Source organism: Streptomyces xiaopingdaonensis, assembly GCF_000262345.1.
In the GTDB taxonomy this organism is placed as follows: domain Bacteria; phylum Actinomycetota; class Actinomycetes; order Streptomycetales; family Streptomycetaceae; genus Streptomyces; species Streptomyces xiaopingdaonensis.
Genome location: NZ_AJTQ01000276.1, coordinates 26597 through 52005 on the forward strand (window position 1 = coordinate 26597; position 25409 = coordinate 52005).

Sequence of the window (25409 nt, forward strand, 5' to 3'; positions counted from 1 at the left end):
TACGCCGGCGGGAGAGACCCGCTCAACCGCCGTACGCACAGCGCCCGTTGTTCCACCGAGAGACCCGCACCGTGAACCTCCTCCCCTTCTTCTGCGCCGGCTGGCTCTTCCTCGTCGGCTGCTACGCCCTCGCCACCAGCCGCAACCTGATCCACGCGGTGGGCGCCCTGGCGGTCTGCCAGTCCTCGACGTACGTGCTGCTGCTCGCCGTCGGCTACCGAAGCGGCGGCACGGCGCCCGTCTTCTCCGACGTGCCGCCCGGCGCACGCCCCGTCGTCGACCCGGTGGTGCAGGCGCTCACCCTCACCGACGTCGTCGTCGGCGCGACGGTGACGGCTCTGCTCCTCGCGCTCGTCGTGCAGATCGCCAAGCGGCACGGCACTGTCGACCCCGACGAGCTGCGGGAGTTGCGCGGGTGACGGCCGAGCGGGTCCTGCCGCTGCTCGTCGCCGTTCCGCTGCTGGGAGCCGCGCTGCTCGTCGGTGCGGGACGCTGGCTGCCGCGGTACACGGCCGACGTGTTCGGGCTCCTCGTCTCCGGCGGGACGGGCGCCCTCGCCGTGGTCGAACTCGTGGGCGCGCGCGGGGAGCCGGGGCCCGTCGAGTGGGTCGCCGGCTGGCGTCCCGAGGGCGGCTCGGGGGTCGGCATCGTGCTCGTCGGCGACGGCGCCGGACTCGGGCTCGCCGCGCTGATCTCGGCGCTCGTCACCGCGGCGCTCGTGTACTCGCGGAGGTTCTTCGACGAGCCGCCGCCGGGGCAGGCCGGCGCCTTCCCCGCGCTGCTGCTGCTCTTCCAGGCCGGCATGTGCGGGTTCGTGCTCACGGGGGACCTCTTCAACGCGTTCGTCTTCTTCGAGCTGATGGGCGTCATCGCGTACGCGCTCACCGGCTACCGCGTCGAGGAGGCCCGCGCGGTACAGGGCGCGCTCACCTTCGGCTTCGTCAACTCCCTCGGCGGGTACGCCACTCTGCTGGGCATCGGCCTCCTCTACGCCCGCACGGGCGAGCTCGGGTTCGCGCAGATCGGCGCCGCTCTCGACGCGGCGGCCGGCGGCGGCGACGCGCTCGTCACCACCGGGTTCGCGCTCGTCGCGACGGGTCTGCTCGTCAAGGCGGCGGCCGTGCCCTTCCACTTCTGGCTGCCCGACGCGCACTCCGTCGCGCCGACGCCGGTGTGCATGCTGCTGTCCGGGGTCATGGTGGAGCTCGGCGTCTACGGGATCGCCCGGCTGTACTGGGCGACGTTCGCCGGGCCGGGCGGGGTGTCCGCCGCGGACGCGCACTGGGTGCTGCTCGTGCAGGGCGTGTCGACGGCCGTCCTCGGCGCCGTGATGTGCTGGCAGCAGCGGCACCTGAAGCGCCTCCTCGCCTTCTCCACGATCGCGCACACCGGGCTCTTCCTCACCGCGCTCTCCGCGCTCACGCCGGAGGCGGCCACGGGCGTCGGCGTCTACCTCGTCGCGCACGCCGGAGTGAAGGCCGCGCTCTTCGGGTGCGTGGGCGTCCTCCTCGACCGGTTCGGCAGCGTGGACGAGCGGGAGCTGCACGGGCGCGGGCGCGAACTCCGGTTCGTCGGCGTGCTCTTCGCGCTCGGCGGGCTGGCGCTCGCCGGGCTGCCGCCGTTCGGCACCGCGCTCGGCAAGGCGCTCTGCGAGGAGGCGGCGGGGCCGGGCGCGACGGTGCTCTTCGTCGCCGTCTCCGCGGTCACGGGAGCCGCGGTCCTGCGGACGGCGGCGGGCGTCTTCCTCGGCGCCGGTCAACCGCCCGCGGGGCCGCCGCACTTCGCGCCGCGGGCCGCGGTGCGCGGCGAGGGCAAGGAGCAGCGGCCGGGCGCCTCGGAACGTCGAGGAGCGGACGAGTTCGGCACCTCGGACGGGCACGACACCGCGTCCGGGCCCGAGCAGGAGGGGGAGCCGGAGACGACCGGTTCCGGCGAGGAGCCCGAGACGGCGGGGCCCGTGACGCGCGCGCCCGACAGCATGCTGGTCGCCACCACCGCGCTCCTCGCCGGAGGGCTCGCCGTCGGGTGCGTCCCCGCGCTCTGGCCGCACCTGGCGCACGCCGCCGACGGGCTCTCGGACCACTCCGCCTACCTCGCAGCGGTGTTCGGCTCCCCGGAGACGCCGCCCGCGTCCGCGGCGCCGAGCTGGAGGGTGAGCGGCGTCCTGTTGGACCTTCTGGCGACGCTCCTCGCGCTCGTGCTCGCGCGCACCGCGCCGCGGATCACCGCGGGCACCCGCCGCGCCGCCTGGGCCCGGCCGCTCCGCCGCCTCCACTCGGGACACGTCGGCGACTACGTCGCCTGCACGGTCGCCGGCATGGCGCTGCTCGGGCTGCTCCTGCGGTGACGCGCTAGCGGGAGCGCAGCGCCTCGACGGCGAGGCGGGCGGCCGTCCCGATGACGGCGTCGGCGGCGGGCAGGGCGGCCGCCGGGCTGCCCGCGCGGGTGAAGACGGCGACCGCGTACCGTCCGCCGTCGGGGTACTCGACGACGCCGACCTCGTTGCGGAGCGTCGGCGCGCTCCCCGTCTTCCCCGCGACGTGCACGTCGTCGAAGGGGAATCCAGACGCCATCCGATGCGGCCACACCTGGAGTCCGAGGAGCCTGCGCATCGCCGCGCAGTGTGCCGGGTCGACCGCCTCGTCCCGCCAGACGGAGGCGAGGAGGCGCGTCATCTCCCTGGGCGTGCTGTGGTTGCTGCGCCGCGGGTCGAGGGCGCGGAGCCGTGCGACGACCTGCGGGTCGACGAGGGCGCTGGGGCCCTCGGGGCCGACGTCGGCCCGGAGGGCGGCGAGGAACTCCGCGAAGGTGTGGAGGGCGCGGGTGCGGGTGAGGCCCAACTCGCGCGTGGTCGCGTTGACGGCGTCGAGGCCGACCCGCGCCAGGAGGAGGTCGGCTGCCGTGTTGTCGCTGACGGAGACCATCAGGTAAGCGGCGTCCCGCAGGGAGAGGACGGCCTCGTCGAGCATGGCGGCGAGACCGGTGGGCCCCGGGGTGCGGCCGGTCGGCGGGCAGCGCGTCCGCTCGGTGAGGTCGAGGCGTCCGGCCTCGGCCTCCCGGTGGAGCGCGACGAGCAGGCAGAGCTTGTGGACGCTCGCGGTGACGACGGACTGGTCGGCTCCGGCGTCGACCTGGGCGCCGGAGTCGATGTCGCGCGCGTGCAGCCAGCCGGTGACGCCGGCCTCGGCGAAGGCGGCCTCGATGCGGGTGCGGTGCGGGTTCGTGGTCATATCCAGTACTCGGACGACGGGCGCAGGTGGAGCGGCCCGGCGGGCAGGTCGGGCCCGGCCGCCGTGCGGCCGAGGGCTTCGGTGACGGTCTCGGCGAAGGCCCGTACGGCGGCGTCGCCCCGCCCCCGTGGCCAGGCCGCCGAGTGGCGCCAGGCGAGCGGGGCTCCGGTCAGCGGGCGCCAGGTCAGGTCCGGGTCGCGGCCCGGGTGGGCGCCGAGCGGGGCGAAGGCGACGGCGCGGGAGGAGAGGAGGAGCCCGCGGGTGAAGCTGGGGCCGTGGCCGTTGCGGACGGCGGGCGGGGTGTAGCCGTGGCGGGCGCAGGTGGTGAGGATCTCGTCGTGGACGGCCGGCGCGAGGGCGCGGGGGAAGAGGATGAGGTCGTGCCCGGAGAGCGCCGCGAGCGGGACCGTCTCCAGGTCGGCGGTCGCGGCGTCGCGGGGCAGCACGACGCCGAGTTCGTGGCGGAGGACGGGGGCGAGCTCCAAGCCGGCGACGTCGCAGGGATGGTGGAGGACGGCGACGTCCAGCTCGTGCGAGGCGAGGCGGAGGAGCTGCTCGGCCGTGGAGAGCTCGTGCAGCTCCAACTCGACGTCGGGGGTGCGTTCGCGGAGGCCGTCGAGGAGCACCGCGATCGTCTCGCCCGCGATGTCGGGCGGGAGGGCGGCGCGCAGGAGGCCGCTGCGGCCGTCGCTGAGGCGGCTCGCCGTGGCCGTCAACGCCTCGGTCTGCGCAAGGAGTTGACGCGCCTCCTCCAGAAGGAGCGTGCCGCCCTTGGTGATCGAGACGCGGCGGCTGGTGCGCTCGAAGAGGCGGACGCCCCACTCCCGCTCCAGCCGCTGTATCCGCTGCGACAGGGGCGGCTGCGCCATGCCGAGACGCTCGGCGGCGCGGCCGAAGTGTGACTCCTCCGCCACAGCCACGAAGCATCTCAGGTGCCGTATCAAGTCCACGACCAGCAACCATATCGCGGTCTTATCAATCGGCTTCCCATATTGGTCTTGGACATGACGGCCGTCGTCCTGCTCTTCTCTCTCCGTGCGCCCGTCCCCGGGCGCCGAGACCCGACCGTCCACGGAAGGCTGCCCGATGACCCCCTCCCTCCCCCGCCGCGCGGCACTGGCCGCTCTCGTCCCGCTGCTTGCGCTCCCTCTCGCGGCCTGCGGGACCGAGGACACCGGGAACGACTCCTCCCCCGGCGCTTCCGCGACCGCCGGCCACCAGCCGAAGCGTGAATTCGCCGCGCTGGAGCGCAAGTTCGATGCGAAGCTGGGCGTCTACGCGCTCGACACGGGGAGCGGGAAGGAGATCGCCCACCGCCCCGACACGCGGTTCGCCCACGCCTCCACCTTCAAGGCGCTGCTCGCCGGCGTCATCCTGGAGCAGACGTCGGCCGCCGACCTGGACGAGCGCGTGGAGTACACGAAGAAGGACCTCCCCGAGTACTCGCCGATCACCGAGCGGCACGCCTCGGACGGTATGACGCTGCGCGAACTGTGCGACGCGGCTGTCCGCCACAGCGACAACGGTGCCGCCAACCTCCTCGTCCGGCACCTCGGCGGGCCCGCCGAGCTCCAGAAGGCGCTGCGGGCGAGCGGCAACCGCGTCACCCACATCGACAGGTACGAGACCGACATGAGCGCCGCCGAACCCGGCGACGTGCGGGACACCAGCACGCCGCGTGCGCTCGCCGACAGCCTGCGCACGTACGCCGTCCAGAACACACTGCCGGCGAAGAAGCGGACGATGCTCACCGACTGGCTCAAGCGCAACACCACGGGGGACGACCTCATCCGCGCCGGTGCGCCCAAGGGCTGGAAGGTCGGCGACAAGACCGGCAACGGGGGGTACGGCACCCGCAACGACATCGCCGTCGTCTGGCCGCCGAAGAGCGACCCGATCGTCCTCGCCGTCCTCTCCAAGCGCGACACGAAGAACGCGGAGCACGACGACGCACTCGTGGCCGACGCGGCCGAAGTCGCCCTCGAAGCACTGGCGTAGGCGCCGGTCACAGCCGGGCGGCGAGCGCCGAAGCGCGCTCTCTGAGCAGCGGTACGAGGGCGAGCGCCCGGGCGCGGGTGAGGCGGGTGGAGGGGGCGGAGACCGTGAGGGAGGCCGTCGACGGGCCGTCGGGGGCGGGAACGGCGACGGCGACGGCGTGGACGTCGAGGACGCTTTCGCCGAGGTTGAGTGCGTGGCCCGCGCGGCGGCAGGCGGCGAGGTCGCGCAGGAGCGCCGGCAGGTCGGCGCGGGTGAGCGGGGTGAGGGGGCGCAGGCCGTCCGGGTAGCGCATCCGCACCACCTCGGCGGGGAGTTGGGCGAGGAGCACCTTGCCGCCTGCCGTGCCGTAGGCCGGGACGTGGTCGCCCGTGCGGGGGGCGACGCGGAGGGTGTGGCGGGCCTCGGCGCCGTCGAGGAAGAAGGCGTCGGGACCGTCGAGCGTCAGGAGGTTGGCGGTCTCGCCGCTCTCGTCGCGCAGCCGGTCGAGCTCGGCGCGTGCGGCGCGGAGCAGGCTCCGCTCGTCGAACTCGCCGCGGGCGAGGGCGAGGAGGGCGGGCCCCGCGCGGTAGCGGCGGCCTCCCGGCTCCTGTTCGGCGAAACCGTGCGTCCGGAGCGTCGCGAGGAGCCGGTGCGCCGTGGAGGGCGCGACGCCGAGGTGCGCGCTGACGTCGGTGAGGCGCACGGGCCGGCGTGCGCCCAACAGCACCAGCACGCGCAGGGCGTTGGCGACGGACCGGGAACCGTAGGCGTCAACTCCCTTGTTCCGCATGGCAGAAACCGTAGCGAAGGCGTTCCGACCCATGACCGGTTCTGCTTGAGTCTTCGCAGCGTCGACGCAACTCCCGCACGACGGAGCCGCTTTCCGTCCCCCAGGACGTCCTTGCCCCACAGCGGCGCACGACGTACGGCGGGCGCGCGCCGTCCGCAGTGACGCACGGACCGCTCCACGAGACCACCAGCCGCTCGACCGGAGACCGCCATGCAGGACGTGCCAGCAGGCGCCCCGCGCCCCGCTTCCGGAACCGCCCCCGCCGAAGGACGCCGCGGCAAGCCGTGGCGCACGGTCTGGCTGCTGCTCCTCCTCGGGTGGACGGTGAGCGCCGCGGACCGGGCCGTGACCGGGCCCGTCGTCACCTGGATGATCAACAACGACGTCGGCTTCCTCGCGGAGGCCGAGCATCCGCACGCGCTGGGCGGCCTCATAGGCGGGCTCTTCTTCGCCGGCTACATGCTCACGCAGTTCCCCGGCGGCTACCTCGGCGACCGCTTCGGGCACCACACGCTCATCGTCGTCAGCCTCGTCTGGGCGGGCGTCACGACGCTGCTCACCGGGTTCATGGGCGGGCTCGTCGCCTTCATCGTGCTGCGGGTCGTCACCGGGCTCGGCGAGGGCGCGTTCTTCTCCAACGACCGGACGCTCGTGGTGACCGTCACGCCCGAGCGCGAACGCAGCCTGGGGATGGGCGTGGTGATCACCGGGCTCGCCTTCGGGATCACGATCGCCACCGTCTTCACCCCGCACTTCGTCAACCTCGGAAAGCAGGTGCTCGCCGACGAGGAGGCGTGGCGGATGGCCTTCTGGGTGCTGGGGACCGCCACCCTCGCGGCCGCCGCGCTGCTCGCGGCGCGGTTCCGCGCGCACCTGCGCTGGGCGGCGCTGGGCGGCGCGACGCTGCGGCTCGGCGCTGTCAGCGCGGTCTCGCTGGCACTGATCATGGCCGTCTACCTGCTCGGGGAGCGCGCGGGGCTGAGCGACCTGTGGATCGCGCTCCTCGAAGTGGCGCTGGCCGTGGTGCTCGTCCTCGCGGTGCTGGTGCGGAAGGGGACCGAACTGCGGCCCGTCCTGTACAACCGGGACCTCTTCCTGCTCTACCTCGCCAACATCGCGATTCTGTGGAACCTGTGGTTCTTCAGCTTCTGGTCGGTCTCGATCGTGACGGGCGCCGCGCACTCCTCGTTCATGAGCGCCGCGCTCACCGCGGGGTTCAACGCCGGCGCCGGAATCCTCGGCTTCCCCGTCGGCGGCTGGCTCTCCGACCGCACGCTGCGCCTCGGTTGGACACGCAAGACCGTGATGCTCGCCTGCACCGGCTCCCAGGCCGTGCTCACCGTGGCGTTCGCCTGGTACGTCTCGGTCGCGGCCGCGCCCTCCCTGTGGGTGATGGGGCTGCTCCTCTTCTTCGCGAGCCTGTTCTTCAACGCGCTCCAGCCCGTCGGCCACGCCTGGACCGCGGAACTCGCGACGCCGCGGCTGCGGGGCTCCGCCTTCGGCATGGAGAACCTCGTCGGCGAGACGGGCGCCGTCCTCGCGCCCGCCGTCGGCGGAGCCCTGCGGGACGCGACCGGGAACTGGTCGGCCGCACTGTGGCTGGACGCGGGGCTCGTCGCCTGCTGCTTCTGCCTGCTCGGCTTCGTCCGCGCGCACCGCCCCCATCCGAGCAGCGCCCCCGTGGAGGGGGCGGCCTGACCGAGGCCCGCCGAGCGGGCACCCGACGACGACCGAGGGGAGCACCCTTGCGCAGCGTTCGCGACGCCGCCTTCGACGTCCTGCGGCAGCACGGCATGACCACGCTCTTCGGCAACCCGGGCTCGACCGAGGTACCGCTCCTCACGGACCTGCCGCCCGACCTCCAGCTCGTACTGGCGCTCCACGAGGGCTCGGTGGTGGGCGCCGCCACCGGCTGGGCCCTCGTGCGGGACGAGCCGGCGCTCGCGCTGCTGCACACGACGGCAGGGCTCGGCAACGCGGTGGGGGCGCTCGCCACGGCGCGGGTCAACCGGGCGCCCGTCGTCGCCGTCGTGGGGCAGCAGGACCGGCGGCACCTCGCCCAGGAGCCGTTCCTTGCGGGCAAGTTGGAGGGCCTCGCGGGTGAGTACCCGCTGGGCGTGGAGACTCCGCCGAGGGCGCAGGACGTACCGGGGGCGCTCGCGCGCGCCGCGCACACGGCGCGGGTCGGGCGGGGCCCCGCGCTCGTCGTCGTCCCCTCGGGCGACTGGGCCGAGCCGGCCGAGGAGCTGCCGCTCCCCTCCCCCGCCGTGCTGCGCACCGCCGTCGACGCGGACGCCTCGGCCGCCGCCGAGTTGGCGGCGATGCTCGCACGTGCGGACTCGCCCGCGCTGCTCGTGGGCGCGGGCGCGGACCGTTCCGAGACGTGGGCGGCGCTCGTGGAGGTGGCGGAGCGACTCGGATGCCCCGTCCTCCAGGAGCCGTTCGGCGCCCGCGCCGGGTTCCCGCAGGACCACCCGTGCTTCGCCGGGCACCTCCCCGCCGACCGCGGCCGGCTGCGCGAGGTGCTCGCCGCGTACGACCTCGTCGTCGCGGTGGGCGCTCCGTTGGTACGCCAATACCCCTACGAGGACGGGGCGTTGGCGCCTCCGGGCACGCGTCTGGCCCTCGTCACGGACGACTTGGCCGAGGCCCGACGCTCCCCCGCCGCGGTCGCCTACCTCGCCCCGCTCTCGGAGTTCACCGCCGCGCTCGCCGCCGAACTCCCGGCGCGTACGGGCCCGTTGCCGCGTACGGCCGCACGCCCCGCGCCGCCCCCGCCGCCCCTCGAAGGGCACCCCCTGCACGCCCGGCACGTGCTCTCGGCACTGGCGGAACGGCTGCCCGCGGAGACGGTGCTCGTCGAGGAGGCGCCTTCCGACCGCCCCGAACTCCACGCCCGCGTACCGGCGCGCGCCCCGTTCGGCTTCCTCAGCGCGGCGATGGGCGGCCTGGGCTTCGCGCTTCCCGCCGCGGTCGGCGTGCGGATGGGGGCGCCGCGGCGTCCCGTCGTCGCCGTCGTCGGGGACGGCTCCTCGCTCTACCAGATCCAGGCACTGTGGACCGCCGCGCACTACGGGGTCGGCGTCCTCGTCGTCGTCCTCGCCAACGGCGGCTACCGGGTGCTCGACCGGCTCGCCGAGCGCGAGGGAGGCGAACCGCCGTGGCCCTCGCTCCACGGCGTGGACGTCGCCGGCCTCGCCCGCTCGCTGGGGTGCGAGGCCCGCCGTGTCGGGGAACACGAGGCGCTGGAGCGCGAGTTGGACGCCTGCGTTCCCGAACTCGCCGGGCGTGCCGGCCCGTTGGTACTGGAGGTCGCCGTCGAGGCGGAGCGGGACTTCCGGCCCTGACGACCGGTCCCCGCCGGCCCCGCTACGCGGGCGTCAGGGGGCGTCCGGCCTCGACGCCCTCCAACTCGACGCGGGCGGCGACCGGTTGCGGCACGCGCGACGGGAGCGGCCGCGCCGCCGTGTGCAGCGGCCGGGCGACGGCGAGGAGCAGGGCGATCTGCGCGCAGAGGAGGAGGCGTTGGACGATGCCGCGCTCGGGGAACCAGGAGAGCACCTCGGCCGCCGCCGAGGCGGGCCAGAGCACCCGCACGTGGGCGACGGCGAAGACCGCGATACCCAGCCAGGTGACGACCGCCCACCCGGTGAGGCGCCGCCCGGTGTGCTCCCACCCGCCCGTTCCGCGCAACCGCCGAGCGAGCAGCGCCCCGGCCACCGCGAGGGCGGCGAAGGCGGTGCCGGCCGCGTACCTGTGGATGAACCCCGTCGCCGTGTGCGGGGTTTCGGGGTCGGTGGGGAAGAGCGCGGTGGCGGTGAAGGCGGCGACGCTCACCGCGAGCGCGGCGTGGAGGAGCGGCGTGCGCGCCGCCGGCAGCAGCCGCGCCAGCGAGGCGTCGAGCGCCCCGACGGCGACCGCCATGGCGAGGACGGCGGCCGTGAAGAAGCCGGCCGTGACCGGGGTGAGCGCATAGCTGCTGAGGACGTCGTGGAGCGGCGAGTACCCGGGGTGCAGATGGAGCGCGCCCATCAGGAGCAGCGCCGCGACCGGCGCGGCGAGCGCGAGACGCGTCGGGCCGTGGGCCGCCCGCGGGTCCGGGCACGGGTGTGCGGAAGGGCGCAGCTCGGCACCGTCGCTCATGGGCTCTCCCCTGGTGGAAGTATCGTGGAGGCTTCCACTCTCGGCCGGCCGGGGTGCCCGCTGCGATGGTGTGACCATGCCTTGTGGAGCTGGTGCCGGCCCCACCCCTAGGGGTGGGGCCGGACGCCGCGCGGTGGTGCGAGTACCACCGCACGTTCCCCGCCGCCCGGCCGTGCGGTGGCCGGGGCGGCGGCTCAGCCTTCGGTGCCCGCCTCCTCGAAGCCGACGGCGTAGAGCCCGCCGGACTCGGTGACGACGTACTGCTCCCCGTCTTCGGAGGTGCCCAACGCCGTGGGGGATTCGGGCAGTTCGCCGATCGTGGCGCTCTCGTACCCCTCGGAGGTCTCGCGGACGGCGAAGGCCGTGGCCGAGCAGTAGTCGGTGGCGAGGTAGACGCCGTCGGCGAGGTCCGCGTACTGCTCGCCGCGGTAGACGTGGCCGCCGATGACGGCGCAGCCGTCCTCGTTGGTGGCGTAGGTGAAGACGGGGTCGACGTACTCCTCGCCGTCGCGGCAGCGCGTCTCGTCGTAGACCTCGGTGCCCTCGTAGCAGGACCAGCCGAGGTTCGCGCCCGCCTGGTCCGCGGCGAGGTGGTCGACCTCCTCCCAGGCGTTCTGCCCGACGTCGCCGATCCACAGCGAGTCGTCCGCTGCGTCGAGGGAGAACTTCCATGGGTTCCGCAGGCCGTACGTCCAGATCTCCGAGCGGGCCTCGGAGTCGTCGACGAAGGGGTTGCCCTCCGGCACGCAGTAGGGCTGCTCGCCGCACTGCTGCGAGGGGTCGATGCGCAGGATCTTGCCGAGGAGCGTGTCGGTGGACTGCGCGTTGTCGTCCGGGTCGCCGGCCATGCCGCCGTCGCCGATGCCCCAGTAGAGCAACCCTGCGCTGTCGAAGGCGAGTTGGCCGCCGTTGTGGTTGGCGGCGAGGTGCTCGTGCTGGAGCAGCACCTCGTGGCTGTCGTCGTCGAGTCCGTGCCTGGCGAGGGTGACGGCGCCGTCCTCGACGGCCGTGTAGGCGACGTAGACCTCGTGGGTCTCGGCGAAGTCGGGGCCCGTGGCGACGCCGAGGAGGCCCCGTTCGCTGCTCTCTGAGGTGACCAAGTCGCTGATGTCCAGGAGGGGTTGCTCGGCGAGTCCGGTGTCGGGGTGGTAGCTGCGGACCGTTCCCTTCTTCTCGGTGACGAGGAGGTCTCCGCTGCCGTCGCCGGCTCCCGTGAGCGCCGTCGGGAAGTCGAGGCCCGAGGCGGCCTCCGTCGCCGTGGCGTTCAGGGAGTCCAACGGTACGTCAGCGGCGGCCGGTTGGGCCTGCGCCGTGAAGCCCGCGGCGACGAGGGCCGCGGCCGCGCCGAGGGTGAGCAGAGACCTGCCGGTGCGATGGTGCCGTGGCATAGCGACTCCAGGGTGGGGGTGCGTTCTCATGACACGTGCACTGCAGAGGTCGCGGTGTGGCGGAAGGGGACCGACGTGAGGGCGGCCACCCGTGCGACACCGGACGTGACGGGGGACGCTAGTCGCTGCTCCCGTGTCGCACCAGGGCGAGAACACGCCGCGCGGCGCCGGGCCGCGGCGCGTTTCGCTTCGTCGGCGAACGGCTCCGAGCACGGCGCGGCACGCAGCCGCGGACTACGCCCGGAGCAGCCCGCGGCCCCCACTGCCACCCGTGCTCCGGCGCTGGCGGAGCACGGGTGCGGCGGCGCTCCCGGTCGCCCTGGCAGAACTCCACCGTTTCCGGACGCAGCGTGCGGAGGGTCCGGTCGGGGGGACGGGGTCCGGGGCCTCCGAGGTGAGGGCGTGCGGCTGGCGGCCCAGCAGCGCCTCGGCGCGGGTTCCGTCGTTGCGCCCGCGGCTGGTCCGCGCACTCCGTTCGGCGCCGGCAGAGGCCACGGGGCCGCGCAGGCGCACGTGTCGGGCGAGTCGGAGCCGGTGACAGGAGAGCGCGGCGAAGGGGCGGCCGTCGACCTTGGGCCTGCGCGCCGAGGTGGCGAACTGCCGACCCTCCTCGTCGGCGTCCGCGAGGATCAACTCCCGGCTCGACGGCCTGTCTTCGGGCCGGCCGTGGCGAGCGTCATGGCGTGCGGCTCCTCGACGCCGGCGTCGACTGCCGCGTGGAGCCACTCGGTGAAGAGTCCCAGCGGCGAGGCCGGCGCCGACGAGGCGTCGAAGGAGAGTTCGCCCTCGGAGACCGGCAATGCGCGGACAACATCGCGCAGTCGGGTCACGGTCTCTGCCTCGTCCCACCGGACACGCAAGACTGCACGCGGCTCAGGTGCGGTGCTCCTCCACGCCGAGGCCGAGCGCCTCCGCCACCTCCTGGGTGTTGCGGTACGTACGCCCGACGGGCAACTGCGCGGCGAACTCCAGCAGCGCGTCGGGGGCGTGGTTGCCGCGGAGCGTGCCGAGGAGCTGCTCGCGGTCGGCCGGGTAGGCGCCCGTGCCGAGAAAGCGGGCGAGGTCGTAGCGGACGGCGACGTCCTCGGGCGTCATGCCGGGAGGCGCACCGCCGGTGCGGATGGCGTTGGGCACCTGGTCGGCGTCCGGCTGGTCCTCGCCCGAGGGCTCCGGCTCGCGCTCCTCCTGCATCCGCGTCGAGCGGTTCGCCTGCATCTCGTTGCGGAGTTCCCGCTTGTACTGGTCGTCGCGGAGCTGGCTGGTCTTGTCCGAGCCCTGCTCGCTCATGGCGTCCTCCCTTTCCGCGCGTGCACCCCGTCCGCACCTCGGGCGGTCACGGGCTGCACGTGTCGAGGCACGTCCCGGCGGGTTGCCCGTCGCAGCCGGTGCAAACGTGGCCGCCGCCTGCGGGCGCCGCTACCCGGTTGGCGCGCTGCGGGTGCGCCGCGTGCGGCGGCTGCCTAGCGTCGTTGCGGAGTCCGGAAGGAGCCTGGGATGGCGCTGCACCACGTGACCTGCGATCGGGACGAAGCATTCGACGACATCTACGGCATGTCCCTCAGCGACCGCGCGCTGCCGAAGTTCCGGATGCCCGAGCACAGCTCCTTCCCCGCCGCCGTCTACTCCCTCGTCCGGGACGAGCTGGCGCTCGACGGGAACTCCGCGCAGAACCTCGCCACCTTCTGCACGACGTGGTCCGAGCCCGAGGTGCACCGCCTCATGGGCGAGTGCATCGACAAGAACATGATCGACAAGGACGAGTACCCGCAGACCGCGGAGATCGAGTCCCGCTGCGTCCACCTCCTCGCCGACCTGTGGCACAGCCCGGCGGGCGAGTCCACGATGGGCTGCTCCACGACGGGCTCCAGCGAGGCGGCGATGCTCGGCGGGCTGGCGCTCAAGTGGCGCTGGCGGCAGCGGCGTCGGGCCGAGGGGAAGCCGGCCGACCGCCCGAACCTCGTCTGCGGCCCCGTGCAGGTGTGCTGGGAGAAGTTCGCGCGCTACTTCGACGTGGAGCTCCGGCAGGTGCCGCTGGAGCCGGACGCCACCGGGCTCCGCGCGCACCAGCTCCGGGGGTACGTCGACGAGAACACCATCGGTGTCGTGGCGATCCTGGGGATCACCTTCACCTGCGACTACGAGCCCGTCGCGGAGATCGCCGACGCGCTCGACGCGATCGAGCGCGACACCGGGCTCGACGTCCCCCTCCACGTCGACGCGGCGAGCGGCGGCTTCGTCGCACCGTTCCGCGACCCCGACCTGGTGTGGGACTTCCGCGTGAAGCGGGTCGCCTCGATCAACGCGTCGGGGCACAAGTACGGCATGGCGCCGCTCGGCGTGGGGTGGGTCGTGTGGCGCAGGGCCGAGCTGCTCCCCGAGGACCTCGTCTTCCGCGTCGACTACCTCGGCGGCGACATGCCGACCTTCGCGCTCAACTTCTCCCGGCCGGGCGGAGAAATCGTCGCGCAGTACTACACCTTGCTGCGGCTCGGCCGGGAGGGCTACCGGAAGGTGCTCACCCAGTGCGCCGACAGCGCGCGGGCGCTCGCCGAACAGGTCCGCACCATGGGCCCGTTCACCCTCCTCCACGACGGCTCCACCGCCCTGCCCGCGGTCACCTGGCGCCTCAGCGAACCCGACTCGGCCGGCTTCACCCTCTACGACGTCTCCGAGCAACTGCGGCTGCGCGGCTGGCAGGTCCCGGCGTACCCGCTGCCCGCGCACCGGGACGGCACCGTGGTGCAGCGGGTGCTCGTCCGCCACGGGACGGCGCACGACACCGTGCTGCTGCTCGCGCGGGACCTCCGGCAGGCCGTCGAGCGGCTCCGGAGCGGCCGCACCGACGCGCTCGCGCAGCCGAGCTTCCACCACTGACCGCCGCCCGCGCCGACCGCGTACGAAGCGCCGGCCGCGGATCGAGAGGCCGCTCCATGACCACGGAAACCGTGACGCCGCATCCGCCGGAACGCGTCGACAGGCCGCTGCTCACCCAGTCGTGGCTCGACCTCACCTTCGTCCACTGGCAGGTCGGCCCCGGGGACGTCGCGCCGCTCCTGCCGGCCGGGATCGTCCCCGACACCTTCGACGGCAGCGCGCACGTCGGGCTCGTCGCGTTCCGCATGCACGGTACGGGGCCGCTGCGGCTGCCGGGGGTGCCGTACCTCGGAAGCTTCGCCGAGACCAACGTGCGGCTGTACTCCGTCGATGCGCAGGGCCGCCGCGGGGTGGTCTTCCGCTCCCTCGACGCCGCCCGCCTGGTCCCCGCTGCGCTGGGCCGGCTCTCCTTCGGGCTGCCGTACTCCTGGTCCCGGATGGCGGTCGAGAGGGAGCGCGACAGGGTCGCCTACACCTTGGCGCGCCGGGCGCCCCGGCGCGGCGTGCGGAGCAGGATCGAGGTGCGGATCGGCGAACCGCTGGACGAGCCGGGCGAGTTGGAGCACTTCCTGACGGCGCGCTGGGCGTTGCACAGCAGGGTGTTCGGGCGTACGGCACGCCTGCCGACCACGCACCCGCGCTGGCGGCTGCACCGTGCGGAGCTGTCGCGGTGCGAGGGCGACCTGCTCAGGGCGGCCGGGCTGCCCGAGCCGGCGGGCGAGCCCGTGAGCGTCCTCCACTCCCCGGGGGTTCGCGTCCGCTTCGGCCGCCCCAGGCGGGTCTGAGCCGCCGGAGCGTGCCGCGTACATCGTTGGACAGTGCGCATCGACGTCACCCGGTCGGCTAGTCGGCCGCGGCCCCGCGGGTGCTCTCCCGCTCCACGAGGGTGAAGCCGGGCTGGAGCAGCCGCGAGCCACCGGGGCCTGCGGCGCCGCTCGCGGGCACGTCGGCCTGCGCGATCCGGTCGACGAGCGAGCCGACCGCCAACCTGGCTATCGCCTGCTTGTCCGGCGCGACGGTGGTCAACGTGACCGCGCCGTAGCGCCCTTCGGTCAGGCCGTCGAAGCCGACGACCGCGACGTCCTCCGGCACCCGCAGCCCCCGCTCGGCCATCACCCGCATCGCCCCGATGGCGACGAGGTCGTTGTAGGCGAAGACGGCGTCCGGCGTCCGCCCCGCGTCGAGGAGCGCCGCCATCGCCGCGGCTCCGTCCGCCCTGTCCCAGCCCTCGACGGCGCCGATCAACGCGTCGTCGGCCGGCACTCCCGAATCCGCCAACTCCGCACGCCAGCCGAGGAGTCGAAGGTGCGCGGGCCGGCTCGGGCGGTCGTCGCGGGCGCCGAGGAAGGCGATGCGCCGGCGGCCGAGGTCGAGGAGGTGGCGTACGGCGGCGCGGGCCGCTGCGATGTTGTCGATGGCGACGTGGTCGTAGGGGAGGTCGTAGCGGCGTTCGCCGATGAGCACCAGGGGTGCTTTTTCCGTACGCTGGGCGAGGTCCTCGGGCTCCAGTTCCAGCGGGTTGAGGATGAGGCCGTCGATCACCCTGGCGCGGAAGCCGCGGGTGACGAGGAGTTCGCGCTCCCTGCAGCCCTGGGTGTGGTCGAGGAGGACGGTGTAGTCGTGCTCCGCCGCCGCGTCGATCACGGCGCCGGCGAGCTCGGCGAAGTACGGGTTGCCGAGCTCCGGTACCGCGAGGGCGAGGATGCCGGTGCGGCCCTTGCGCAGGTGGCGGGCGGTGACGTTGGGGCGGTAGCCGAGGTCGTCGATGGCCTGCTGGACCCTTTCGCGGGTGGCGGGCGTGACGTGGAGACGGTTGTTGACCACGTTGGAAACCGTCTTGATCGACACACCGGCGCGCGCCGCGACGTCCTTGAGACCCACGCTCACCCGGACCCCTCCCCCTGTTGTCATGGACCTGGACACGGCACGGGAGGCGTGCTGAGATGCCAACTGCCCCTGTTTTTCTCACGTTATACGAGACGGACCGCACCCGGGGCAGCACTGCGACCGCCCGACTCCCCCCCTCCCCTCGGAGGTACCGTGAGACGCGCACGTACCTGGACGGCGGCTGTCACCACCGTCCTCGCACTCCTCGCCCTCGCGCTCGGCACAGGCCCCGCATCCTCCGCCGCCGAGCAGCGTCCGAAGGATTCGCCTCCCGCCGCCCACGGTCTGAAGGCCGAGTACTGGACCCAATCGGAGCCCGACGCCTTCGACTTCGGCGAACTCCGCACCACCGCCTTCGACCCTTCCCTGGACTTCGCCGACCTCGTCCCGCGCCTCACCGAGCGCGCCGGGCGCTCCGACCACACGAGCGTCCGCTGGACCGGCACCCTCGCCCCGGAGAAGACCGGCGCCCACACTTTCCACCTCACGGGCGACAACGGCTTCCGGCTGTGGATCGACGACGAGTTGGCGATCGACCACTGGGTGCCCGACTGGGACGAGGAACAGACCTCCGAACCGGTCGAGTTGCGCGCCGGCCAGGAGCACGAACTCAAGGTCGAGTACTTCAACCAGGTGGGCGGCGCCAACCTCCACCTCGACTGGACGCAGCCGGGCGAAGAGCAGACCGCCGTGCCCCAGTCCGCGCTCACCGTGCCCGAGGGCTTCGCCTACGACGGACCCACCGAGGTGCAGGTCCAAGAGTCGGGAAAGATACTGGAGTTGGGGTTCCCGCAGGGCGTCGAGGCGCCGGGCCCCGAGTTCGCCGAGCACTTCTCGGCCGAGATCGGCGGCACCGACTGGCCGCTGGGCGAAGCGAGTTCGGACCCGGAGGAACCGACGAAACTCCTCGTCGCGCTCGACGAGCCCGTGGTGGGCCAGGGCGGCACGGCCGACGTGAAGTACGACGGCGAGGGCGGCCTCACCGGAGCCGACGGCGAACCCGTCTCCGCGTTCTGGACCTCGGGCGCCAACAACTCGACCCACCAACTGCGGACCGACTGGGCCGACGAGGTCGGCCCGGACAACGCGCTCCCCGAGTACCCGCGCCCGCAGCTCAAGCGCGACGAGTGGCGCAACCTCAACGGCACCTGGCAGTTCGCCGGCGCCGAGGCGGGCGAGGAGCCGCCGGTCGGTCCGGAGAACGAACTCGACGAGGAGATCCTCGTCCCCTACCCCGTCGAGTCGCAGCTCTCCGGTGTCGAGCGCCACGAGGAACGCATGTGGTACAAGCGCTCGTTCGAGGTCCCGGAGGGCTGGGAGGTCGGCTCGGGCAAGCGGCTCCGCCTCAACTTCGACGCCGTCGACTGGCAGGCGGTCGTCTACGTCAACGGCGAACGCGTCGCCCGGCACAAGGGCGGCTACGACAGGTTCACCGCCGACGTCACGGACGCGCTCCGCGAGGGCGGCACGCAGGAACTCGTCGTCGGCGTCTACGACCCGGCCGACAAGGACGGCGGCGAGAACCCGCCGGCCGGCAAGCAGCGCGTCTCGCCCGAGGGCATCTGGTACACGCCGTCCTCCGGGATCTGGCAGACGGTCTGGATGGAGCCCGTCGCCGAGGAGCACACCACCGACGTGAAGACCACGCCCGACGTCGACGAGGAGCAGGTCACCGTCGCGGCACGCGGCGTCGGCGACGGCGTCCCCGTGACCGCGGTCGCCTACGAAGGCGACGAGGAGGTCGGCCGCGCCACCGGCTCGGGCAGCGACCCGTTCGCGGTGCCCGTACCCGAGCCCCGCCTCTGGTCCCCCGACGACCCGCACCTGTACACGCTCCGCGTCACCGTCGGCGAGGGGGAGGGCGCCGACCGGGTGGAGAGCTACTTCGGGATGCGCACGATCGAGGTGAAGGAGGTCGACGGGGAGCAGCGCATGGTGCTCAACGACGCGCCCGTCTTCTCGATGGCCACGCTCGACCAGGGCTACTGGCCCGACGGCCTCCACACCCCGCCGACCGACGAGGCTCTCGCCTACGACCTCGAGGCCCACAAGGACATGGGCTTCAACTCGGTGCGCAAGCACATCAAGGTGGAGCCAGACCGCTGGTTCTACCACGCCGACCGGCTGGGACTGCTCGTCTGGCAGGACATGCCGTCGATGCCGCACGAGCCCGACGACGCGGCCCGCGCGCAGTTCGAGGAGGAGCTGAAGGCGATGATCGCGCAGCACGACAGCCACCCCTCGATCGTGATGTGGGTGACGTTCAACGAGGGTTGGGGCCAGTACGACCAGGCCCGTATCGCCGACCTCGCCAAGGAGCTGGACCCCACTCGCCTCGTCAACAACATGAGCGGGCACAACTGCTGCGGCGCCGTCGACGGTGGCAACGGCGACATCTCCGACGCGCACGGCTACCCGGAGGCCGAACTCCCGGACGCGGACGGCCGACGCGCCCTCGTCAGCGGCGAGTACGGAGGGCTCGGCCTCGCGGTGCCGGGGCACAGTTGGCCCGTGCGGCACACCTACGTGGGTGTCGAGAAGGAGAAGTACACCGACGAGTACCTCGCCCGGCTGCGCGAGGTCGAGCAACTCGCCGCGTGCCGCGGCAGCAGCGGTGCCGTCTACACGCAGATCACCGACCTGGAAGGGGAGTTGAACGGCATCCTCACCTACGACCGGAAGGTGAACAAGGCCGACACCGACCGTCTCAGGGAGGCGCACGAAGCGCTCATCGACGGCGTGCACAACGGAACGCTCCGGTGCGACGAATGACGACGACGCGGCGCTGACCCGCCGATACCCGCCCCGGCCGCACCGGAACAGCGGCCGGGGCGCGCACGTCGCCGCGTGCGACGTAGCCTCGCACCATGGACACCTGGGACCCCGAGGCGCCGGGCATCCTGCGCCTCCCCTCCGGCCGGCTCCTCCGCGGCAGGGGGCTGAGACACTCCGAACCCGAGGGCGCACGCCCCGACTTCGGGCTGTACCTCCTCGGCAGCCCGCCGCCCGCCTTCGCCTGGGAGGCGCGCTGGCTCCGCTGGCCGGACTTCCGGCTGCCGTCCGACCGCGCCGAGGCGGAGGACGCGTTCCGTGACGCGTGGGAGCGTTGCGCCGGCGGACGCGTCGAGGTCGCCTGCGGCGGCGGCCGAGGCCGGACGGGCACGGCCCTCGCCTGCCTCGCCGTTCTCGACGGCATTCCGCCCGAGGAGGCCGTCGGCCACGTCCGCCGCCACTACCACCGCCGAGCGGTCGAGACGCCGTGGCAGCACCGGTACGTCCGCCGCTTCCCCGCACGCGCCGGCTGAGGACACGGCGACCCGCCGGCCGTCCGCGCCCGGCGCCGGTCGACCGCGCCACCCCGCACAATGGCGGGCATGACCGAGACCCGCGCCCCCTTCGGAAGGTGGGAGCCGGCCCAACCCACCGACGTGGCCGAACTCTTCGGCGACCTCGACGCCCCGTGGTGGATCGCGGGCGGATTCGCGATCGAACTCGCGCTGGGTCGGCGGGTGCGCAGCCACGTGGACATCGACGTCCTGCTCCTCAGACGCGACCACCTGCGAGCCCAGCACGCCCTCACCGGCTGGGAGTGGTGGGCCGCGGACCCGCCCGGCAGCCTGCGCCCCTGGCTCACGGGCGAACCGCTGCCCCCCGGAGTGCACGACGTGTGGTGCCGGCCCGGCCCCTACACCCCCTGGCGCATCCAGCTGATGGTCGACGAGTCGGACGGCGAGGAGTGGTACTCCCGCCGCGACGCCACCGTACGCAGGTCACTCACCGAGCTCGGCGCGCTCTCCCCCGAGGGGATCCCCTACCTCGCGCCCGAAGTCCAGCTCTACTACAAGGCGAAGGACGCACGCCCGAAGGACGAGGAGGACCTCGCCGCCGTCCTGCCCGCGCTCACCGACCGCCGGCGCCTCTGGCTCGTCGACGCCCTGACACGCACCCACGGCGCGCACCCGTGGATCTGCCGGCTCCAGGTGCCGCCGCGGTTGTGAGGTCCGCCGCGGGCGAGGCCGTCCCCGCCTTCGGCCTCCACCTCCGGCGCCACCGGCATCGGCGAGACGCATTCCCCGCGCAACGCAGGGAACCCGGCCCGCAGGCCGCGCGTCGACCCGGGGAACGGCTGCGGGGACGCGGGCCGGATTGCGAGGCTGGCCATGGCACGCAACCGAGAAGCGGCCACCGTACGGACGCTCCTGGAGCGGCACGGCACGACGTACGCGGAGGAAGCGGACATCACCCTCCGCGACACACCTTCCCCCCTCTACCGCCTCCTCGTCCTCTCCACGCTGCTCAGCGCCCCGATCACCTCCGGGGTCGCCATCGCGGCCGCCGCGGCGATCAGCCACGCGGGGATGACCGGTCCCCGCCGCATGTGCGACGCCACGTGGCAGCAGCGGGTCGACGCTCTCGTCGAGGGCCACTACCGCCGCTACGACGAGTCGACCGCCACCACCCTCGGCAACGCGGCCCGCTTGCTCCTCGACGAGTACCACGGCGACCTGCGCCGCCTCCGCCACCGGGCCGACGGCAACACCTCCGAAGCACGGGCACTCCTCACCGACTTCCCCGGCATCGGCCCCGTCGGCGCCGACATCTTCCTCCGCGAAGTCCAGGGCGTCTGGCCCGAGTTCTCCCCCTACCTCGACCGCAAGACCCTCGACGGCGCGGCACGCCTGGACCTCCCCCGCTCCCCCTCCCACCTCGCGGACCTGGCAGGCGGCGACCCCGAGACCACCGTCCGCCTCGCCGCCGCCCTCGTCCGCTCGGCGCTCAGCAAGGAGATCGCGGAGGACGTGCGGACCGCGGCGTGACTGTGCAAGGTCTCTGCAGGCCGACTGCAACGCCTCTGCCGGGCCCGTCGGGCAAGACCTGAGAAGACAGACAACCGAGCTTCTCAGGGGGACACATGTCTGCACCAGGCAGGCATTTCACACCAGCCTCGGTCCAACGTGGACAGTTACTCACCGTACCGGTGTGCAAGCACGTTCTCGTCGTCGCGTCCACGATGACGTATGCCAAGCGGATGCGCGAGATCTCCCCTCTCCTTCGCGGGGACCTCCGAGTCCAGGTCTCGTTCACCGTTCCGCCCCACCCGTTCGGGGAAGGCACCAAGAGGTACCTGCGGCGCCTCGGGCTCCCGCTGCTGCCGTGGCACGAGGCGGTCCAGGCACCTTTCGACCTCGCGGTCGCGGCGGGCACCCGAGGCACCGAGCAGATCAAGGCACCGCTGCTCCGGCTCGCGCACGGCGCCGGGCACAGCAAACCGCTGCGTACCGGGGTGGAGGTGCCGGGCGCCGAGGCGCCGGGGCGCAGGCCGCCGGGGATGCTCAGCCGGAGCCGCCTCATGCGCGGCGGCCGGTTGCTCCCGGCGTCCGTCGCGCTCTCACACCAGCGAGACTTGGAGGAACTCCGACGGAGTTGCCCGGAGGCGGTTCCCGTCGCCGAGGTGGTGGGGGACCCCAGCATCGACCGCCTCACGGCGCACTCGGCCGGTCGAAGCAGGTTCCGCCGGGCGCTCGGGGTCTCCGACGACGAGAGCCTCCTGCTCTTCAGCTCGACCTGGGGACGCACGTCCTTCTTCGGCGGTCTCCACGCCCTCCTTCCGCAACTGCTGAAGCAGCTCGCGACGGAAGGACACCGGGTCGCCGTGCTGCTGCATCCCAACGTCTGGGCTGCGCACGGAAGTTGGCACGTCCGCTCCTGGCTGGAGGAGTGCGTACGGCACGGCGTCGCGCTCCTGCCGCCCGAGACGGACTGGGAGGCGCTCCTCCTCGCCTCTGACCTGCTCGTCGGCGACCACGGGTCGTTGACCGCGTACGCCGCGTCCGCCGACGTCCCCGTCCTGCTGACGCACGTACCACACCGCGAGATCGTGGGCGGGTCACCGGCCGCGCTGCTGGCGAGCGGTGCCCCGAGCCTTACTCCGCTGCGGCCGCTTCGCGAGCAGGTGAGGTACACGGTCGAGAACTTCCGGCCCGGGCAGTACCGCCTGGTCGCCGAGGCGCTGACGTCGGTACCCGGTGGCTTCCATCAGCGCATGCGCGCACTGATCTACCGGATGCTGGGCCTCGGAGAACCGGCCTGTCCGCCTCCGGTACCTCCGCTGCCGGACCCGCCGGCGCTGGAGAGCGTCGCATGGCAGGGTGGATGGTCATGACGGGCGCCGGGCTCACGACGGCAAGGCGTGCGGGCCTCGTCCGGGTGTCCTGGACCGACGTCGCCGGTGGGAGCGCCACGTTCCGGACCACGCTCGTCGCACAGCCCTTCGGGGCAAGGTCGGCGGAAGTCCGCGCACCTGCCGTCGACACGATACGGCGGGGCAGTGAAGTGCACCTGCACGCGGTCGAGGGAGAGCCCGAACTCGCCTGCTGCGCAGACGTGTTGAGCGCCATCTTGAGCCCCTCCCACGCCCGTCTCGGCGCTCGCGCGGAACTGTGGCTGCGGCGATACCCGGGCTGCCTCGTCGCCGCCGCCGGCAACGCCGAAGGGCGGACGGCTGTGCGCGTGCGCGGAGGCGGTGGACTGGAGGCCGTGGGCCCGCCGCACGCAGCCGTCCTGGGCTCTTTTGTCCATGCCTGGCTCGTGGCGGGGGCCTCCCTCGGCCTGCTGCATCGAGTCGGCGTCGATGTCCGCTTCCCCTGGGGCAGTTCCTCGCAGGGGGCAGCAAGGGACGAGGCGCACGGGCGCTCCTTTCACAGGTGGCGCATCTGCTCCTCGATGCGTCCGACGTCCGCGGGACTGAGCGGCTCGTAGAGCGTCCGTGCCCGGGCGTAGCGGCGGCGTGCCTCGGTGCGCTCGCCGCCGCTACGTGCGCCGTCTGCCAGGAACTCCCAGGCGCGGGCGTACCAGTGGGCTGCGCCGGCGGCGTCGAACTCCGCCGCCGCATGCCGGAGTTGCTCGTCCCCCGCCTTGTGGCGACCGGCCTCGTGCAGGGCACGGCCCAGGAACGCCTGCGCCCGTGCCGCGTCGTACGCGTCGGCCTCCTCCAGCAGCTCTGAGCGTGCCCGGCGGAGGTGGTCCACGGCGCTCTCCGGGTCGCCTGCTCCGAGGGCGGTCTTCCCCAGGCACACCCGGGAGAGAGCCACCCCGCGTCGGTATCCGATGTCCTGCCGCAACGCCAGTGCCCGAGTGAAGTGGTCTTGTGCCGCGGGAAGTTCGCCCAGGGCGAGGTGCGCGTTGCCCAAACCGTTGAGCGCCTGCGACTGCTGTCGGACATCGCCGTCGCGCACCGCCTGGCGCAGCGCCGCCCCGAACCACTCGCCCGCCTCGCGATGGCGGCCCGCATTGCGCAGGCCCGCCGCCCCCGACGTCAGCATGCGCGACTCGCCCAAGGTGGCCCCAACCCTCCGAGCCGCGGCCCAGCCCAGTTCGTGTGCCTCGACCCACCACTCGGTCGGACGCAGCCGCAGGAAGAGCGGCCACATGGCGTCCACCAGCTGCCAGCACGCCCGGTCCCACCCTTCGGTGGCGCAGTACCGCACGGCCGCTTCCAACTCGTACCGGTGGCCTGCGAGCCATTCGAGGGCTTCCGCCTGCCCGGCGAACACGATGGCCGGCGGCGCGGGTTGGCAGTAGGTGCGGCTGATTCTGCAATGGCTCGGGGTGAGCACCGCTTCTGCCGCCGTCGCGTTCACCAGGCACCAGTCGACGTAACGTCCTACCGTCTCCGCCTCGGACTCGGGGCTTTCCTCCGCCTCACCGCGCTGGCGTGCGTGCGCCTGCACCAGATCGTGGAACCGGTGCCCTTCCGGTCCGTCGTCCTCCAACAGGTTGCTCTCCTCCAGTGTCCGCACCGCGCGTTCGGTGCGCTCGACGCCCAGGACGGCGTCGAGCAACGTGCGGTCGTAAGACGTCGCGGGGAGCAGGCCGAGTTGCCGGTAGGCACGGGCGACATCGTCCGGCAGTGCCCGGTAACTCTCCTCCAATGCAGCACCGACCGTCGGCTCGCCGTCCACCCGCAGGGTGTGCAACGGCCCTTTACCTGCGGCGAGCGCGGTGGCGAGCGCTCCAACGGGGCGGCGCGGGCGCACGGCGAGTTGGGCCGACGCAAGGCAAAGCGCCAGAGGCAGACGCGCGCAGAGGCGTACGACCTGCCGCGCTCCCTCGGGGTCCTCGCCGATGCGCGAGCCCGCGCCGGAAGCGAGCAGCGCCAGCGAGGCCGTGTCGTCGAGGGGACCGAGTCGGTGCAGTCGAGCGCCGTCCACCAACAGTCCGCTCAGGTTGTTCCTGCTCGTCGCGACGAGCAGGCTTCCGGCGCCGGTGGGGAGCAGCGGGCGTACCTGCGCGGCGCTCAACGCGTCGTCCGCCAGTACGGCAAGGCGCAGCCGTTGCGTGGACGACCGCCACAGCAGCGCGCGTTCGTCGTCGTGGGCAGGCGGGTCGGTCACGCCCATCGAGCGCAGCAAGTGGTCGAGGACGCTGCCGGGGCTGCGCGGTCCGGTGCCGCTCGCGTGTCCTTTGAGGTCGGCGTGGAGCAGGCCATCGGGGAACTCGGCCCGGTGCTCCTGGAGCCAACGGACGGTGAGTGCCGTCTTTCCCACTCCGGCGAGCCCGGTGACCACGATCGTCTGCGCCTGCTGCCTTCCCTCCTCGCGAAAGGCGTCGAGTGTCAGCTCGTCCTGCGCCCGGTCGACGAAGTGACCCCGTGGGGCCGGGAGTTGGTTCGGCGAGTCGGTCCGATCCGTGCCACCTGCCAAGTGGAAGTGCACACCGCCGGAGATATCGCCGGCGGCCTGTACGACCGGTCCTGCGATGCGGTCGGCGCCCGAGACGGTATTGACGGCGTCCGTTGGGGCTGCGTCAACGCGTCGATCGTCGCTCTCCACACCGCCGAGCCACCTTTCCACCAGGCGCCGGATGCCGTCGTCCGCCGCTGCCAGACGCGCCAACTCCGCTGCTGCCCTTGCCCCTTCTTCACGTGTCGACGCCCGGAGGTACCAAGGTGCACACAAAGGGTCGTCATCGACCACGGAGCCGGTGCTCGCGGCGCGCTCCCGAAGCCGCCGCTCCAGCTCCGCCCACGCTCCGGGGTCGATCGACGCGTGGAAGAGGGCTTTGCGCAACCGGCTCTCGAGGCCACTCTTGTCCCGCACGCTTCAGCTCACGCCCCCTCGG

The 25409-nt window shown here is 73.3% G+C and carries 22 protein-coding genes; 13 read left to right on the forward strand and 9 right to left on the reverse strand.

What is annotated here, in order from left to right:
• Positions 1 to 71: 71 nt before the first annotated feature.
• Both UWG_RS0121845 and UWG_RS0121850 read left to right on the forward strand, forming a co-directional pair.
• A complete protein-coding gene (locus tag UWG_RS0121845; RefSeq protein ID WP_029391663.1) occupies positions 72 to 419 on the forward strand; it encodes a sodium:proton antiporter in 348 nt (115 codons plus the stop codon).
• Positions 416 to 2347: a complex I subunit 5 family protein gene (locus tag UWG_RS0121850; protein WP_016909334.1), complete on the forward strand. Its 1932-nt coding sequence runs from the start codon at positions 416 to 418 to the stop codon at positions 2345 to 2347. The genes UWG_RS0121845 and UWG_RS0121850 overlap by 4 nt, the downstream gene beginning before the upstream one ends.
• Positions 2348 to 2351: 4 nt before the next feature.
• On the opposite strand, the gene UWG_RS0121855 is transcribed toward UWG_RS0121850, so the two are convergent.
• Both UWG_RS0121855 and UWG_RS0121860 read right to left on the reverse strand, forming a co-directional pair.
• The gene (locus tag UWG_RS0121855; protein WP_016909335.1) at positions 2352 to 3230 is read right to left on the reverse strand and encodes a serine hydrolase; all 879 of its coding nucleotides are present in this window, start codon (positions 3228 to 3230) and stop codon (positions 2352 to 2354) included.
• On the reverse strand, positions 3227 to 4180 hold the full coding sequence (locus tag UWG_RS0121860) for a LysR family transcriptional regulator (RefSeq protein ID WP_078495703.1): 954 nt from the start codon (positions 4178 to 4180) through the stop codon (positions 3227 to 3229). Before UWG_RS0121860 ends, UWG_RS0121855 begins: the two co-directional genes overlap by 4 nt.
• Positions 4181 to 4316: 136 nt before the next feature.
• Between UWG_RS0121860 and bla the strand changes: the two genes are divergently transcribed.
• Complete coding sequence (gene bla, locus UWG_RS0121865) at positions 4317 to 5228, forward strand: class A beta-lactamase (protein ID WP_016909337.1); 912 nt, start codon at positions 4317 to 4319, stop codon at positions 5226 to 5228.
• 7 nt (positions 5229 to 5235) lie between these two features.
• Here the strand turns inward: bla and UWG_RS0121870 are convergent, their stop codons facing one another.
• On the reverse strand, positions 5236 to 5997 hold the full coding sequence (locus UWG_RS0121870) for an IclR family transcriptional regulator (protein ID WP_016909338.1): 762 nt from the start codon (positions 5995 to 5997) through the stop codon (positions 5236 to 5238).
• 210 nt (positions 5998 to 6207) lie between these two features.
• On the opposite strand from UWG_RS0121870, the gene UWG_RS0121875 reads away from it, so the two are divergent.
• Together UWG_RS0121875 and UWG_RS0121880 are read left to right on the forward strand one after the other, a co-directional pair.
• Complete coding sequence (locus UWG_RS0121875) at positions 6208 to 7695, forward strand: MFS transporter (RefSeq protein ID WP_016909339.1); 1488 nt, start codon at positions 6208 to 6210, stop codon at positions 7693 to 7695.
• A gap of 47 nt (positions 7696 to 7742) precedes the next feature.
• On the forward strand, positions 7743 to 9344 hold the full coding sequence (locus tag UWG_RS0121880; protein WP_016909340.1) for a thiamine pyrophosphate-dependent enzyme: 1602 nt from the start codon (positions 7743 to 7745) through the stop codon (positions 9342 to 9344).
• A 22-nt stretch (positions 9345 to 9366) separates the two neighbouring features.
• On the opposite strand, the gene UWG_RS0121885 is transcribed toward UWG_RS0121880, so the two are convergent.
• The 4 genes from UWG_RS0121885 to UWG_RS0121900 form a co-directional block, all read right to left on the reverse strand.
• The gene (locus tag UWG_RS0121885; RefSeq protein WP_016909341.1) at positions 9367 to 10140 is read right to left on the reverse strand and encodes a DUF998 domain-containing protein; all 774 of its coding nucleotides are present in this window, start codon (positions 10138 to 10140) and stop codon (positions 9367 to 9369) included.
• A gap of 194 nt (positions 10141 to 10334) precedes the next feature.
• Positions 10335 to 11528 carry a PQQ-dependent sugar dehydrogenase gene (locus UWG_RS0121890; RefSeq protein ID WP_016909342.1) on the reverse strand — a complete coding sequence of 398 codons (1194 nt, stop codon included), beginning with the start codon at positions 11526 to 11528 and terminating at the stop codon, positions 10335 to 10337.
• A 629-nt stretch (positions 11529 to 12157) separates the two neighbouring features.
• Positions 12158 to 12358: a hypothetical protein gene (locus tag UWG_RS33470; RefSeq protein ID WP_202800760.1), complete on the reverse strand. Its 201-nt coding sequence runs from the start codon at positions 12356 to 12358 to the stop codon at positions 12158 to 12160.
• A 43-nt stretch (positions 12359 to 12401) separates the two neighbouring features.
• Complete coding sequence (locus tag UWG_RS0121900) at positions 12402 to 12815, reverse strand: DUF2795 domain-containing protein (protein ID WP_016909344.1); 414 nt, start codon at positions 12813 to 12815, stop codon at positions 12402 to 12404.
• 207 nt (positions 12816 to 13022) lie between these two features.
• Between UWG_RS0121900 and gad the strand changes: the two genes are divergently transcribed.
• Together gad and UWG_RS0121910 are read left to right on the forward strand one after the other, a co-directional pair.
• Entirely contained in the window at positions 13023 to 14402 is a 1380-nt protein-coding gene (gene gad, locus UWG_RS0121905) for a glutamate decarboxylase (RefSeq protein WP_016909345.1), read from the forward strand.
• Between the two features lie 56 nt (positions 14403 to 14458).
• Positions 14459 to 15187 carry a YqjF family protein gene (locus UWG_RS0121910; protein ID WP_016909346.1) on the forward strand — a complete coding sequence of 243 codons (729 nt, stop codon included), beginning with the start codon at positions 14459 to 14461 and terminating at the stop codon, positions 15185 to 15187.
• Between the two features lie 58 nt (positions 15188 to 15245).
• Here the strand turns inward: UWG_RS0121910 and UWG_RS0121915 are convergent, their stop codons facing one another.
• Positions 15246 to 16289 (reverse strand): LacI family DNA-binding transcriptional regulator, encoded by a 1044-nt coding sequence (locus UWG_RS0121915; RefSeq protein ID WP_016909347.1) that lies wholly within the window; start codon positions 16287 to 16289, stop codon positions 15246 to 15248.
• Between the two features lie 153 nt (positions 16290 to 16442).
• Here UWG_RS0121915 and UWG_RS0121920 point away from each other — a divergent pair, with 153 nt between their 5' ends.
• From UWG_RS0121920 to UWG_RS0121945, 6 genes are all read left to right on the forward strand, one after another.
• A complete protein-coding gene (locus UWG_RS0121920; RefSeq protein WP_016909348.1) occupies positions 16443 to 19061 on the forward strand; it encodes a glycoside hydrolase family 2 in 2619 nt (872 codons plus the stop codon).
• Between the two features lie 95 nt (positions 19062 to 19156).
• Positions 19157 to 19594, forward strand: a complete 438-nt coding sequence (locus UWG_RS0121925; protein ID WP_016909349.1) for a protein-tyrosine phosphatase family protein — start codon at positions 19157 to 19159, stop codon at positions 19592 to 19594.
• A gap of 69 nt (positions 19595 to 19663) precedes the next feature.
• The gene (locus UWG_RS0121930) at positions 19664 to 20287 is read left to right on the forward strand and encodes a nucleotidyltransferase domain-containing protein (RefSeq protein ID WP_029391665.1); all 624 of its coding nucleotides are present in this window, start codon (positions 19664 to 19666) and stop codon (positions 20285 to 20287) included.
• Between the two features lie 162 nt (positions 20288 to 20449).
• Positions 20450 to 21106 (forward strand): HhH-GDP family DNA glycosylase, encoded by a 657-nt coding sequence (locus UWG_RS0121935; RefSeq protein ID WP_016909351.1) that lies wholly within the window; start codon positions 20450 to 20452, stop codon positions 21104 to 21106.
• A 161-nt stretch (positions 21107 to 21267) separates the two neighbouring features.
• A complete protein-coding gene (locus UWG_RS0121940) occupies positions 21268 to 22452 on the forward strand; it encodes a hypothetical protein (protein WP_016909352.1) in 1185 nt (394 codons plus the stop codon).
• The gene (locus UWG_RS0121945; RefSeq protein WP_029391666.1) at positions 22431 to 23048 is read left to right on the forward strand and encodes a hypothetical protein; all 618 of its coding nucleotides are present in this window, start codon (positions 22431 to 22433) and stop codon (positions 23046 to 23048) included. Before UWG_RS0121940 ends, UWG_RS0121945 begins: the two co-directional genes overlap by 22 nt.
• Here the strand turns inward: UWG_RS0121945 and UWG_RS0121950 are convergent.
• Positions 22988 to 25183 (reverse strand): tetratricopeptide repeat protein, encoded by a 2196-nt coding sequence (locus tag UWG_RS0121950; protein ID WP_016909353.1) that lies wholly within the window; start codon positions 25181 to 25183, stop codon positions 22988 to 22990. The two genes, UWG_RS0121945 and UWG_RS0121950, sit on opposite strands and share 61 nt — an antisense overlap.
• Between the last annotated feature and the right edge of the window lie 226 nt (positions 25184 to 25409).

What these genes read in the sequence shown, in the direction of transcription:
- UWG_RS0121945 (WP_029391666.1), top strand. Translation starts at nt 22,431, where the DNA reads ATGGCAGGGTGGATGGTCATGACGGGCGCCGGGCTCACGACGGCAAGG.
- UWG_RS0121855 (WP_016909335.1), bottom strand. Translation starts at nt 3,230, where the DNA reads ATGACCACGAACCCGCACCGCACCCGCATCGAGGCCGCCTTCGCCGAG.
- UWG_RS0121930 (WP_029391665.1), top strand. Translation starts at nt 19,664, where the DNA reads ATGACCGAGACCCGCGCCCCCTTCGGAAGGTGGGAGCCGGCCCAACCC.
- UWG_RS0121910 (WP_016909346.1), top strand. Translation starts at nt 14,459, where the DNA reads ATGACCACGGAAACCGTGACGCCGCATCCGCCGGAACGCGTCGACAGG.
- UWG_RS0121900 (WP_016909344.1), bottom strand. Translation starts at nt 12,815, where the DNA reads ATGAGCGAGCAGGGCTCGGACAAGACCAGCCAGCTCCGCGACGACCAG.
- UWG_RS0121875 (WP_016909339.1), top strand. Translation starts at nt 6,208, where the DNA reads ATGCAGGACGTGCCAGCAGGCGCCCCGCGCCCCGCTTCCGGAACCGCC.
- bla (WP_016909337.1), top strand. Translation starts at nt 4,317, where the DNA reads ATGACCCCCTCCCTCCCCCGCCGCGCGGCACTGGCCGCTCTCGTCCCG.
- UWG_RS0121890 (WP_016909342.1), bottom strand. Translation starts at nt 11,528, where the DNA reads ATGCCACGGCACCATCGCACCGGCAGGTCTCTGCTCACCCTCGGCGCG.
- UWG_RS0121925 (WP_016909349.1), top strand. Translation starts at nt 19,157, where the DNA reads ATGGACACCTGGGACCCCGAGGCGCCGGGCATCCTGCGCCTCCCCTCC.
- UWG_RS0121935 (WP_016909351.1), top strand. Translation starts at nt 20,450, where the DNA reads ATGGCACGCAACCGAGAAGCGGCCACCGTACGGACGCTCCTGGAGCGG.
- UWG_RS0121870 (WP_016909338.1), bottom strand. Translation starts at nt 5,997, where the DNA reads ATGCGGAACAAGGGAGTTGACGCCTACGGTTCCCGGTCCGTCGCCAAC.
- UWG_RS0121885 (WP_016909341.1), bottom strand. Translation starts at nt 10,140, where the DNA reads ATGAGCGACGGTGCCGAGCTGCGCCCTTCCGCACACCCGTGCCCGGAC.
- gad (WP_016909345.1), top strand. Translation starts at nt 13,023, where the DNA reads ATGGCGCTGCACCACGTGACCTGCGATCGGGACGAAGCATTCGACGAC.